The organism is Sphingobacterium sp. xlx-130, assembly GCF_011007405.1.
Taxonomy (GTDB): domain Bacteria; phylum Bacteroidota; class Bacteroidia; order Sphingobacteriales; family Sphingobacteriaceae; genus Sphingobacterium; species Sphingobacterium luzhongxinii.
Map to the genome: position 1 here is coordinate 144,265 of NZ_WFKN01000004.1, position 13,004 is coordinate 157,268.

Sequence of the window (13,004 nt, forward strand, 5' to 3'; positions counted from 1 at the left end):
GTTATAGTTGTTCTGTGATGATTTGGTTTAATGAACCCGTTCCTCCCGATAGGCTACCAAAATCGATTCCTTCTTCCAGCGTTACGACAGCGCAATGCGATGTTTTGAGTTGAATATAGCTATTGCAGATGTAGTTGGTTAAGTCAGATAAGCCAGGGTTATGGCCAAATATCAGCAGTGTGTCTACAGCGCTGGGGATTTGGTTGATAATTTTTAATATATCGAGATAATACGCTTCATATATGGATTCCGTCTGGAATATACGCTGAAGAGGGAACTCTAATGTGGTACAGAAGATATGAGCCGTCTGTATTGCCCTATTAGCAGTCGAAGAAAATACAGCTGTATTGTCATCAATCGTGAGTATGTCTTTTAGTTTGTTGGCTATATGTTGGGCTCGAGCACCCCCCTTGTCCATAATATTCCTTCCAAAGTCTTTCTCTCTCCAAGTTGGTAATTCTGCTTTTGCGTGGCGGATTATATAGAGTGTTTTCGTGTTCATTTTGATGTTGTACTTATTAAAATAAACCTACAAAAAGTCGTCTTTATACGCAATATAATTGCGCTGAAATATAAAAACAAGTTTTGTAGCTCTCCTCCTCCTCCTCCATTTTAATTTTTATTATTGAGGAAATATACATAATTTTTGTTATAAATTAGCGTCCGCTCAGCGTTGTCTCTTGACAATAGTTTGGTAAGACGAATATTATTAACCTAGGTAAGATGCATTTAAGGAAGTATGCTTATTTTTTGATGCTTTGCGTATTTTGGACAGCTTGTTCAAAAGATGAGGCATCAGATATACCGCCAATGGGCGAAGAGGGGGGAGAAGAGGATATCGTTTCTTCGCATATCTTTAAGGATTTGGGAAGTATGGATATTGCTGTTGAGGCCAACGGTAATTATTGGGGCGGCAGTGACTTGGCACTTATTAAGGATATATCGGGCAAGCGGTATAGCTACTGCCATCCCGATGTGGAATATTTTGCAGATGGATTATATGGCTATAAATATTGGATGGTCTTTACGCCTTACTTTGGTCAGGTCGGGAGTAGTGGTAATGCTATTTTGTATGAAAATCCCACAGTGGTAGTCTCTAATGACGCGCTTCGCTGGACTGTTCCTTTTGGTTTGGTAAATCCGATACAACGGCCTCCTATGAAAGAGGACGGCGAGCTTGACGATGCTCAGAATCGGCGTCAAGGGTATTGGTCTGACGTAGATTGGATGTATCATAACGGGACCTTTGAGCTTTATTACCGTGGTAATGGAGTGTCTCAAAAGAGTCTTGAGCGTATTTGTAGTAATAGTGCTAATAACACTAGAAAATTAAGTGAAAAAAGTGCTGGACGTAATATTGTACGGCAGACCTCTGTAGACGGGGTAAAGTGGAGTTCTGTAGAGATTGCTTTTACAAGTAATTACCCGGCAACTCTGTTTGATAATCACGTTTTGTCTCCTTCTTTTGTGCGTGTAGGAGATGATATCGTTTCCTATGAAGTAGGTTTTAATACGGGTAAGGAAGGATATAAAGAAAATGATCCCTCCTTTGTATTGCAGCGGGTCTCTAAAAATGGATTAGACTTTACAGATTTTGACAAAAGTAAAATTATACACTTTGTTAATAAGCCTTGGAGTTCTGGAAATAAGAATTATTCGCCATGGCACCTGCACGCCTGTTACCGAGAGGGGTATTATTTTCTTACCTTGGCCGTTGGAGATGTGAAAAGATATACCTCCGAAGAATTATATCTTGCTTTCTCTAGGGATGGGGTTAATTTTAACGTTTTTCCAAAAGCTATTGTAACGTCCAATGTCTATAGATCCTGCATATTCCCAATGGGAGAGAGTAATGATAAAATAGAATTTGGAGCCGTCATCGGTTTACGCACTGGTGAATTTAAATATCGAAAATTCTCTATTAAGAAGCAGTTACTAAGAAAACTGGTGGGTTAATTCCGCCGGATTTTACTTTAGATAATTACCTTTTGTCTTAAATCGAATAAAGCCATCTTTTATACGGTACGATGCTCCCTTCTCATTGTACACATTCAATTCGAATCGGGCCTCAATACACAATACATCATGTTGCAAAGTGTCGATTTTTATAATATGAAAGTAAGAGTCGTCTTGTAGTTGATTGTCCAGCTTCGAGCGCAGTAATACCGAATAAGCAGGTATAGATGTGGTCAATACTTTTCCCGTTTGCAGTGGGTATAGTTCGAGGCTGACTCCTTCTGCCGTATTTTCAAGATTATTGTCGGTCGCAAATTGAGCAGGACCTACCAAAAATGTGGAATCGTTGCTCTTTGGAGCCAGTACAGCCGTTTTTTGAAGAAGTTTGTTTTTCTCATACTTTTTGCTAAAGCCAAATGAGATGCTTGAAAATTCGGGCGACTTGAATGAAAATGTTTGTTCGAATAATAAAGAATCACTTTCTCCATACCACCAATATCCGCCTGTGGCATAAGCAATCTCCCTGTTTTTGATTGCAGAAGAATAAGGTTTGATATTAATCTGTTTGTTTGAAAAACCAAAGCCATTCATTTCATTGGAGCTATAGGTCTTATCGTTTAACGTAAATGAGATACTGTCTCTATTTGTAGGATCTGTATTCCATTCTTGCTCGTCAACCGATATTTCTTCCCCGTCCTTCTGACAAGATACCAGCGATATCATGAAAAAAAGTAGTATGACTGGTACTGGTAATTTCATGGTTTATAGTTATTCTATCAAATATAGTTATTATTCGGTGAGTTTTTGTTTCTTTTTCGAGTTTTTTTGTAATCTATATTCGTTACCTTAATAGGCTTTGTATCAAATGACAAAAGTGACCTCATCTTAAAGCTCCCTCGTGTAAATCTACATTAACATGATTTTTTGTAGTATTACTTAAGAATATTACGAAGTTGTTCATATGCTTTAAATAATCCGATCTTGTACCCCAGCTTAGCCCATTTTGATTTTAAAGGTCTTCGAAGTTTTTCCTTTAATACATTTTTTGAGATGAAATTATCGACGAAAAGGGTCTCTATATTTGTATTAGTTCTTTCTGCCATCTTTATTAGAGCGACCCAGTGCCAAAAAAGAGCTTTGTTGGAGTTATCGTGGGATGAAATACTTTGATTGTGTACCCTATATAAGTATAGGGTATCGTCTATATATTTAACAGGGGCAACTTCACACATCTTCATGTATATGTCCTTATCTTCTGCGCGTTTAATAAAGATGTCTATACCGGTTGTCTGTTCGTATATTTCTTTTTTAAAGCTAGCAAAGTGTGAGATTTCTGCATTAAAATTCAAATAGTCTTCATTGAGATCATCGACCTGTTTGGCATGGCTTATATTTAAACGATTTAGGCTATGATCGCAATACGTGAAATTTGAATAAACGAGTCCTGCTTGTGGAAATAATTCATGGGTCTCAATTGATTTTGCTATGGCATGGGTCTCAAGAGCATCATCTGGATCGAGCCGTGCAAATAAAGGAGACTTCGAAAGTTCAATTCCTTTTATTAACGTTTTTTGATAACCTAAGTTTTCACTGTTTTGGTAGAATCTAAACCTTGGGTCTTCTTTTATTAGTTCATTGATGATAGCAGAAGAATCATCCGTTGATTTGTCATCAATTACAATGGCCTCCCAATCCTGTGAAGTCTGGTTTACCAGACTTCTGAAACAGTCATTAAAGAAATGACCGTTGTTGTAATTGGCTATTATTATGCTGATTTTTTTAGTGCTCATAACTCATATTTTGATCCAAGAACTAGGGATAATATCATCTATGTTGTAATCTACAACCTCGTTATTAAACCAATTTTTTGGAGCTATTTTAATTCCGTTTGAATATTGCGATAGCCAGGCTCCCCACCAGCTAAAGGAACTATTAGCAATAATATGATGTTGGCAAGCGCTCATTAAGGACATGTCTTTCCAACTTGCTCCTTCATTTCCGCTAACAATGTAAACGTTGTTGTATTTTTCAAAATGTAATCTGCAAAATTGAGGATCATCCGAAAATATAACTAAGTCTAGCCCCACGAGTCGATGTTGCAGATATGAAATAGCTTGCTCATAATAACTCAATGGTAGTATACCATGGTATTGTGCAACTGTTGGCTTTAAATAATCTCCCCTTCTTACATGTATTGCTACACTGTTTGGTGTCGCGAGAATCTTTTCCTTTAGAGATTGGTTTTGCTGGTCTAGTTTGGGAAATTGAAATTGCTGTAGTATTTCATTTCTTTTACTAACAAAATATTGTTCAGATTGAAAATAGCCATCTAGATAGATGTTATTAGCTGCAGGGATTTGAACAATTTGGTTATCTTTTTGAGTAACTGTTGTTATTTGACTTAGTTTTCTTAAGTATTTGTAAATTGCAGCATTAGAGAGAAATATTTTTCGTTTAAAGTTTGACAATTCTCTGTAACGAAGATTTGGAAAAAGTTCAAGTGCAAAGTTTCTTTGTGTAAAGCTCTGTGTACTCTCCGTTTTTTTGTTAATGAACTCTAAATCCAAATATACGGTCGGGTCTATTGTAAAAGCTGTTGCAAATTGAAACATCTGATTCCCTAATCCACCCTGTATTTTGCTCACTATCATTTCTTGAATAGATTTCTGAAAAATGTACTCACGCTATTTATAAAATTAGGTTTATCTAACGGTGATGGTAAAATAAACGGATTTGCATATTCTTTGTTAAAATAGTCTCCATAGTGTTTTGCTTTATTTAGAAGGACAACCTTTGGAGAAAATGGATGGGGTTGATCTTCTGGAAAACCATACAAAGCAGGAAGTACAAGAATGGGTTTTCCTAAAAAATAGGCGTTGATGTGAGATTCGTCATGAAAACAAGCCATTATGCCTTTATTTTTGTCCTCTAGAATATTGTTTCTGCATACCTCACACAGTTCTAAGAATTCTTGCGTCTTTCCTCCATTAAATCCGCCCATAAAATAATGATACTTTATCCCCTTAATAAATGGGATATAAGCCATGGATTTTGGATTGCGTTCATAAGGTAGTTCATTTTTCTTAGAATTGTAATATCCAGGATGAAGAACTCCAGTTAGTCCAGAGGGACTTGATATTGGTAGTATTTCCTTTCCAACGAAGTCGATAAATAGCGTGTTTGCATTCAAGAAGAATACATAGTCCATATTCAACAAATCTTTTTTTATAGACAGGAGCATATCGAATCGTTTAAAGGAGTCCGCCGGAAAGCCTTCGGGTTCTTTGTAATATATATGAACGTCGTCACTGGGTTTAATAGAGGTGTCATCAGTAAACACGAAATAGTGTTTTTCGATGTCGGTTTCTTTTAATAGAAATTGCTCGGATGATTCGAAGAAGTTTTTCCAAAACACCGAGTAACGGCCTGTGCATATATATAATATTCCTACTTTGGTTTTATTCATAAGACACTTTCAATAGGATTATCTAAATTTAAAGAGATGCTTAAAAAATCTTTTAATTCTGTTGCTTAATTTTCTTTCTCTTTTAAGTTCTTGGTTTCTTCGAATATCTGTTAGCTCAGCCCTTAAATCAAGGGTTTCGGACGAAAAGCGTTCAAAAAATAATTGTCTATTTTCTTGACTCAGACTGTTGTATATTTTTAAGTGACAGATTTGTTTATGAGTAGTCATATGACTGGTATCTTGCGTAATGCTTTTTTCATGAAGCCTATAACAAACAAGTGTTTCATCAAGAAAATATGTAGTAGGATTTTGTTGATAAATAGCAAGCCAAAATAACCAATCCTCACCTGCTCTCACATCTATATCGAATTGAAATCCTTTGAGTAATTTACGTTTGAATAAACCACAGTGTATAGGGATTGAGAAGGCTTTGTCCCACTTTAAAAGAATAGATTCGTAATTAAAATATTCTCTTTGAAATGTGCAGAAGGGGGATAAATGTTTGTCTTTTTTTAAGTGATCAAAGGAAGTGATGATGATTTCGCTTTGTCCTGCGCATTCTAACGAACGATTTAACTTATCTTCATATAGTAAGTCATCACCATCTAAAAACTGGATGTAATCTCCTTGAGCCTGAGTAAGGCCATAATTTCTGGCTGAACTAAGCCCTCCATTGACTTTTTGTAAAACTTTGAAGCGTTTATCTAGCTTACCCCATCTATTCGCAATAGAAGCTGAATCGTCACTGGAACCGTCATCGATAATAAGACATTCCCAGTTCCTGTATGTTTGATCAGCAACCGATTTTAATGTCTCATTCAAGAATTGGTCTTGATTGTAACAGGGGATTATTATAGAAACTTTTGGGCTCATTATTACGTTTTTTCAAATTAAACGTAGCGCATCGTAAATCTTTCACGTTATGCTACTATGAAAGACTAAGAGATGTTAATAATTGCACCCAAATTTAGCTACAATTTTAGATATAATTGTCATATTTTTGGTTTTTTAGATTTCTAAATTTCAAACATGTTAAAAAAAAAGTTTTTATTGCTGGCTCCGAATACATTTAATTTATATGAGCTAATTGTTGAAAATTTAGAGTTTTTGGGTTATGAGGTTACTCATATAGAGAATGAGGGATATTTATTTAGGTATCGTTCATTATGGCAAAGATTCTGTAATCTAGTGCATAAAACCTTCTACAATAATGGAGAATATAAAGCTAGATTGAGGGAAGAATATGTGTTGAACCAACAAATTGAAATTCTCGATAAAGTAGAAAAATATGATTATTCACTTGTAATAAGAGCTGATTTATTCGATAAGGAATTGATAAAAAAGGTAAGGGCTAAAACTGATAAGTTATTAAGTTTTCATTTTGATGGTATTTCTAGGGATCGCTCTATTTTAGAATATATTCCTCTATTTGATCAATTTTATGTTTTTGATCCAGCTGATGTTCTTTCATTTCCTAATCATAATTTATTCTATTCACCCAATTTTTATTTTGATTATCCAGAACTTTTGATAGATATCGAGACGGAGACGAAGGTGAGCCATGTATATTACGTCAGTTCTCACCATCTTAGTCGTGAACAACATTTGATTGATGTTCATAAATATTTGTCAAATAAATTTAAGTCTGTGAATTTTATTGTGGTATGTCAAGAGAAGAATCTAGGATTTGTATCTGCTTACATTAAAAAGCACATGACAATACTACATGAACATGTAAATTTTGAAGAGCAGATCAGGCAGATTAGGAGATCAGATATCATTATTGATTTAGTGATTTCAGATCATAAAGGTTATTCCTTCCGTATATTTGAGGGAATTAAGTATGGGAAGAAAGTAGTTACTACTAATCCCACCGTAGTAGAGGCGGATTTTTATCACCCTAACAATTTCTTTGTATTAACAAATGATAATTGGGAAGAATTAGACAGATTTCTTGACAGTCCGTTGGTTCAACTTGATGAAGGTGTTAGAGCTAAGTACGCTTTTTCGGATTGGCTTAACTCTAAATTGGAGGCGGCATTGCTATTAGCTAAGTAATCACAGATTTCTAATGTCCTATGAAAAAGCAAATGACAAAATCTGGATGATAATGATAGCTGACTTTATATCCGGTAGGCTTTTTTCTAGCAGAGGTTGGTTTTCTTAGCAAAAGCCGTCTGCTTTAACAAAAAAACTATAAATTTGCCTCCAAATACAGGGTGTTGTTTTGTGTTTTATGTGGTTGTTGGTGAGGGTTTTACGGTTTGAGTTTTTTTGGCAAAAATATTTGTCGATTTTAGGTCATAAAGAGTATTCATCTTTATTCAAAGGATATCTTCTTAAGATGGGCATATCGTAAACTGTCTAAAGAAGAAGTTAATAAATAAAGTTTTGAGAATTGGTTAAATACGAAATTAGTGTAAAATATTAGGAAATGGGGAATTTGGTGAGTGTGATAATACCAACTTTTAATAATGTCGATACGATTATTGATACTTTACAATCCGTTTTTGGTCAAACATATGAGTGCATTGAAGTCATTATTGTAAATGATGGTTCAACGGACGGAACTTTGGAAAAGGTAGAATATTTCATTAAAGATAAAGACAACTTTTATCTTTTTAGTACCGATAACAGAGGCGTTTCGGCGGCTAGAAATTACGGTTTCGAAAATTCGAAAGGGGAATTAGTCGTTTTTTTGGATGCGGATGATCTTCTTGATGCTAATTATATTAAGCTCTGCGTTGATCAATTTGATACAGATCCGTCAATACATTTGGTATATACTAAAGCTGTTTTTTTTGAACGAATTGAGGGCGTTTTCAAGTTGCCAGATTTTTCTATGCAGCGTCTACTTTTTCAAAATTGTTTCACCGTTACTTCGATGCTTAAAAGCAATGATTTTAGGGAAGTGGGTATGTTTGATGTAAATCTTAGTTATGCTGAAGATTGGGAATTTTGGATTCGTTTGGTAAGTAAGTACCCAAAAGTTGTAAAAATAGAAAAGCCACTTTTTTTTTATCGTCGGAGAAACTCTTTGAATTCCGCAACAGATTTACGTGATATTAAAAATGTTGCTGAGTCATCTATGTTTTATATCTATAAGAAGCATCATGAGCTATATCTGAAACATGGCTTAGGTATTGATTCTCTATTGAAAAGTAAAGCTGATGCCATTAAGTATAAGCAGAAATACTATAATATCTGGTATAAAAAGGTGTTTTATTTTTTCAAAAGAGAGAAGTAACTGTAGCATTTTGTAGATTTAGCACGATTTATGTGTGAGTTGTATATCAAGGAATTATTAAAGTGAAGAAAAAAAGTATTATATTAGTTGTTCCATTTCATTTTGAGTTGTATAAAGAATTAATTTTGTCTTTACAAAGAGAAGGTTTGGAAATTATATTCTTATTTGTAACCGATCAACCATTTAATTATAGAAACCTGTTGCAAAGAGTACATAGTTTTCTGCAGAAAAATTTGTTTTCAAATAAGGATTTTAAAAAGCAACTAGTTTTTGCTAGAGAAAACCATAGGTTAATTTCTCAATTGGAGCAGATTGATACGGATGTAGACTATGCGCTGATTATTAGAGCTGATTTACTGGGATTGGATACTCTATCTATTATAAAGAATAGGGTCTCTAAGTTCGTTGCTTATCAATGGGATGGTCTCGATAGGTTCCCCGCTATATTTGATAGAATTAGTTATTTTGATAAGTTTTTTGTTTTTGACAAAGGGGACTATGAAACTTATACTGCTAAATATCTCAATTTACACTATACCACAAATTTTTATTTTGAAATACCAAAAATTGAGAATATTGTTGTTAAGCCTAAGAGTGTCTGTTTTGTAGGGAGTTATCTTGAGGGACGGATGAATCGTATTCAGCAGTTAACTGAGTTTTTACAGGGTGAGGGGATAGATATAGATGTAAAACTATTGTGTTCAAGTACGAGTACGATTGATAAATATAAGGATTCAGGTATTGATTTTATTACCAAGCCTTTTACATATAATCAAATGGTGGAACATGTTCAAAAATACGAAGTTCTATTGGATTTTGATAATTCATTAATTCATAGAGGCTTGTCATTTCGCTTTTTTGAAGCTCTTTTTTATAAGAAGAAAGTGATAACAAATAATTCATTAGTTAAAAGTTTTGATTTCTATCATCCGAATAATGTTTTTATATGGAATAGTAATAATTTGTTATCGCTGAAGGAATTTCTTGAGGTGCCCATGGTAAAAATAGATCAAAGTATTGTTGAGAAATATTCTTTTGGAAATTGGATACGACGAGTTTTAGATTAGTATTAACACATAAAAAGAGCTATTTTTGTTTATTACTACTATGAGGAAATCTAGAATTGTCTTTGATGCAGAACGTATGAAGTATCAACATACTGGTCTGTATTACTTTTGTTTGCATTTAGGGAAAGCAGTGTTAGATCTCTGTCCAGAAGACAAGGAATTTCAGTTTTATTTAAATAGGAAGCTCTCTATCCCTTTCGGTAGCCAAGCACAATATATTAATCAGAGGTCTTTACATAAGTTTCTAAAGCCAAGGTATGAAGGTGTAGATCTATGGCATTCAACATTTCAGCTTTCATCTTATATACCTTCAGATAAGAAAATCAAAGTAGTCTCAACTATTCATGATTTAAACTTTTTGAAAGAAGACAAATCTTCTCAAAAGAGAGCTAAGTATTTGAAAAAAATTCAATCACTCATAGATAGATCTTCTTCAATAATAGCTATTTCAAACTATGTAAAACAAGACCTGTTGGAACATTGTGAATTAGGGGAGAAGACTATTCAAGTTATTTATAATGGTTGTAATATTGATGAAAATATTCATTTAAGATATGAGAATGATATTCCACTAATCCCTGGGGAGTACATTTATTCTTTAGGTACAATTGCTAGAAAGAAAAATATACATACTCTTCCTTACCTTTTAAAGGGTAATAACTTAAAGCTTGTGATTAGTGGTATTGTTCAAGAACCAGATTATCTAGAATATATTAAACGTATCGCAAGTAGTATAGGAGTTGCAGGACGAGTTTTTTATACAGGCCCCGTTACTGAAAGAGAAAAATTGAATTACCTAAAACACTGTTCCATTTTTGCATTTCCGTCTATTGCTGAAGGTTTTGGTTTGCCAGTGATTGAAGCTATGTCGTTGGGAAGAAAAGTTTTATTGTCTACTTACACATCCTTACCTGAGGTGGGAGGTCCCGAGGCTTTTTATCTCGAAGAAACATCAATAGAGTATATGGAGAGTTTTGGAAAATTACATTTAGAGGATATTTTAAATGGGCCTAACCGTGAGGAGGAAATTAAAGGGTGGACATCTCAGTTCTCATGGAAAGAAGCCGCAAAAAAATATTGGACTTTGTATGAGCGACTATTGTAAGTAGAAAAATATTTCAAAAGGGCTAATTTATAACTTCCCCATTAAAAAAGAGGTATACAAAGTATTCCATTTTTCAGCAATCACTTCGTCATTAAATCTTTGTACATATTTCAAACCATTTTCAATCATTTCATTACGTATCTGTTGATTGTCTAATATTGAGTTTATTGCATGTTGCATTTCCTCAATATTTTTTGGGTCTATATAATAGGAGAAAGGTCCTCCTGCTTCTGGAAATACGCCAGAGTTGGTCGCAATGACAGGAACGCCTGAATATAAAGCTTCGATAATAGGAATTCCAAAACCTTCATATATGGAAGGGTATATGAAGATATCTGCCATGGTGTATATTATTGAGAGCTCTTCCATAGATAGACCCTGTAAAAACAGTACTTTTTTATTCAATCCCTTTTCCGATACATATTTTTTGATTTCATCAGCGTATTTGGTGCCTTTTCCCACCAGAACTAATGGAATATCGAGGTGTTCTATCGCTTTAACAATACTAAAAGCATTCTTTCGAGGTTCTATGGAACCTACATTTAATAGAAAGCGCTCTGGAAGGTCAAGCTTGTTTCTAATTTCTTCCTTTTGGACTGCGGTCTTCGGAATCTTAAATGCCGGATGGCAACCTTGATAGATGACATCTATTTTCTCTGCCGAAATTCCGTAGTATGCTACTATATCATTTTTCGTCTGTTCACTGATTGCAATGATCTTGTCGGCATGGTTAACAGCATACTTAAACTTTTTATTATAAATGTACCGATCAATGTGACTGTAAAGTTTGGGGAATTTTAAAAAAATAAGATCATGAATTGTTACAACAGATTTAATTTTTGCTTGTCGCAAGCCCACGGGAATCTCTCCTGAAAGACCATGAAATATTTCAATCTTGTCGCACTTAAGGTCCTCGATGATTCTCCGATTCCTCCAAAGACTTGGGAATAGTTTATTGAAAGTTCCGGTAGGTAATTTTGTTGTTATCCTGAGTGCTTTCGTATAAAGATTGCCTTCGTCAATCTTTGGCGTATATTTAATATAGTTATTTTCAGGATAATATTGCTCAAGTATACGAATAAGGTCTCGGCTGTAATTGCCTAATCCAGTCCTATTCAAAAAATAACGTTTTGCGTCAAATCCTATCCGCATATTTCCTTAATACGATTTATTACCATTTGCGAAGATACTAAATCTATGGCTTCCATACCATCACAGTCACAAGGCTTATTCCCGTATACCGAACTGGGGCGATTTGGATGCTCTACCTGTATGACATCCGAAGTACTTTGGCCATAACCTAGAAATCCAGCAAAGGGATGCGTGGCTCCCCAGAGAGAGAGGCATCTGGTGCCAGCCAAAGATGCCATGTGCATTCCCGAGCTATCCATGCTAATCATCAGATCAAGATGAGAAATGATATCCAGCTCTTGTTTTACAGCGAATTGACCTATAGTATTTCTTATCCCTGGATAATTCCTAGACCAGGTTTCAGCAACTTCTTGTTCTTGTTCTCCTCCGCCAAATATGTAGACGCTATAGTTGTTCTTCGACAGGTATTGAATGAGCGATTCCATTTTTGGTAGCGGAAATACTTTATAGCTATGTTGTGCAAATGGAGCAATGCCTATTTTTGTTGTAGGCTTTGAAAAACTGTCTACGAGAGACACCGGAAGGGGGCGATCCATCTTCTGTCTTTGATGACTCAATGTGAGGCCAAATCCTAAATTTCTAAAAACATCCGCATAACGCTCTGTTGTGAACCTCAACTGACGCTTTATTTTATGGTGTTTGCGTGTTAAGGCTTTCTTTTCCGAACGTCCCTTATCCAAGGTTCCCACTTTATAGCCTGTAAAACGGAATAGCATACCCAATATTCGAGATCGAATATTGTTATGCAAGTCAGCTACAAAGTCAGGATTATATTTTTTTAGTTCTCTAGATAGTCGAAATAATCCTCTTATCCCTTTATGCTGGGTCTTAGGATCAATCGGATGAAAGATTAATCTAGGGATATGTTCGAAAAAGGCCGCGAATAATTTTCGCGACACCATTACGATTTCAGTGTCTGTATGCTGTGCTTGAAACTCGGCGATAACTGAAGCGACCATAGCCACATCACCCATTGCTGAAAAACGAGTAACTATAATACGCTTCATGTTA

Annotated in this window: 13 protein-coding genes; 5 read left to right on the forward strand and 8 right to left on the reverse strand. The window is 34.9% G+C overall.

Annotation, left to right across the window (positions count from 1 at the left end; all coding sequences use genetic code 11):
* Position 1: 1 nt before the first annotated feature.
* A complete protein-coding gene (locus tag G7B18_RS06685) occupies positions 2–502 on the reverse strand; it encodes a SixA phosphatase family protein (RefSeq protein ID WP_164108918.1) in 501 nt (166 codons plus the stop codon).
* Positions 503–723: 221 nt separating this feature from the next.
* Between G7B18_RS06685 and G7B18_RS06690 the strand changes: the two genes are divergently transcribed.
* Complete coding sequence (locus G7B18_RS06690; RefSeq protein WP_240452787.1) at positions 724–1,956, forward strand: hypothetical protein; 1,233 nt, start codon at positions 724–726, stop codon at positions 1,954–1,956.
* A 12-nt stretch (positions 1,957–1,968) separates the two neighbouring features.
* Here G7B18_RS06690 and G7B18_RS06695 read toward each other — a convergent pair whose 3' ends face one another.
* The 5 genes from G7B18_RS06695 to G7B18_RS06715 form a co-directional block, all read right to left on the reverse strand.
* Complete coding sequence (locus tag G7B18_RS06695; protein WP_164122230.1) at positions 1,969–2,715, reverse strand: hypothetical protein; 747 nt, start codon at positions 2,713–2,715, stop codon at positions 1,969–1,971.
* Positions 2,716–2,888: 173 nt separating this feature from the next.
* The gene (locus G7B18_RS06700) at positions 2,889–3,746 is read right to left on the reverse strand and encodes a glycosyltransferase family 2 protein (RefSeq protein ID WP_164108916.1); all 858 of its coding nucleotides are present in this window, start codon (positions 3,744–3,746) and stop codon (positions 2,889–2,891) included.
* A 3-nt stretch (positions 3,747–3,749) separates the two neighbouring features.
* Entirely contained in the window at positions 3,750–4,568 is an 819-nt protein-coding gene (locus G7B18_RS06705) for an alpha-1,2-fucosyltransferase (protein ID WP_240452788.1), read from the reverse strand.
* Positions 4,569–4,603: 35 nt separating this feature from the next.
* On the reverse strand, positions 4,604–5,422 hold the full coding sequence (locus G7B18_RS06710; protein ID WP_164108914.1) for a family 6 glucosyltransferase: 819 nt from the start codon (positions 5,420–5,422) through the stop codon (positions 4,604–4,606).
* An 18-nt stretch (positions 5,423–5,440) separates the two neighbouring features.
* Positions 5,441–6,295: a glycosyltransferase family 2 protein gene (locus tag G7B18_RS06715; RefSeq protein ID WP_164108913.1), complete on the reverse strand. Its 855-nt coding sequence runs from the start codon at positions 6,293–6,295 to the stop codon at positions 5,441–5,443.
* Between the two features lie 156 nt (positions 6,296–6,451).
* Between G7B18_RS06715 and G7B18_RS06720 the strand changes: the two genes are divergently transcribed.
* From G7B18_RS06720 to G7B18_RS06735, 4 genes are all read left to right on the forward strand, one after another.
* The gene (locus G7B18_RS06720) at positions 6,452–7,480 is read left to right on the forward strand and encodes a hypothetical protein (protein ID WP_164108912.1); all 1,029 of its coding nucleotides are present in this window, start codon (positions 6,452–6,454) and stop codon (positions 7,478–7,480) included.
* Between the two features lie 376 nt (positions 7,481–7,856).
* Positions 7,857–8,669 carry a glycosyltransferase family 2 protein gene (locus tag G7B18_RS06725; protein ID WP_164108911.1) on the forward strand — a complete coding sequence of 271 codons (813 nt, stop codon included), beginning with the start codon at positions 7,857–7,859 and terminating at the stop codon, positions 8,667–8,669.
* Between the two features lie 62 nt (positions 8,670–8,731).
* Positions 8,732–9,736 (forward strand): hypothetical protein, encoded by a 1,005-nt coding sequence (locus G7B18_RS06730; RefSeq protein ID WP_164108910.1) that lies wholly within the window; start codon positions 8,732–8,734, stop codon positions 9,734–9,736.
* Between the two features lie 76 nt (positions 9,737–9,812).
* Entirely contained in the window at positions 9,813–10,841 is a 1,029-nt protein-coding gene (locus tag G7B18_RS06735; RefSeq protein WP_164108909.1) for a glycosyltransferase family 4 protein, read from the forward strand.
* Between the two features lie 27 nt (positions 10,842–10,868).
* Here the strand turns inward: G7B18_RS06735 and G7B18_RS06740 are convergent, their stop codons facing one another.
* Positions 10,869–11,993 carry a glycosyltransferase family 4 protein gene (locus G7B18_RS06740; RefSeq protein ID WP_164122232.1) on the reverse strand — a complete coding sequence of 375 codons (1,125 nt, stop codon included), beginning with the start codon at positions 11,991–11,993 and terminating at the stop codon, positions 10,869–10,871.
* Positions 11,984–13,000, reverse strand: coding sequence for a glycosyltransferase family 9 protein (locus tag G7B18_RS06745; protein WP_164108907.1), 1,017 nt, complete (start codon positions 12,998–13,000; stop codon positions 11,984–11,986). Before G7B18_RS06745 ends, G7B18_RS06740 begins: the two co-directional genes overlap by 10 nt.
* Positions 13,001–13,004: the final 4 nt, after the last annotated feature.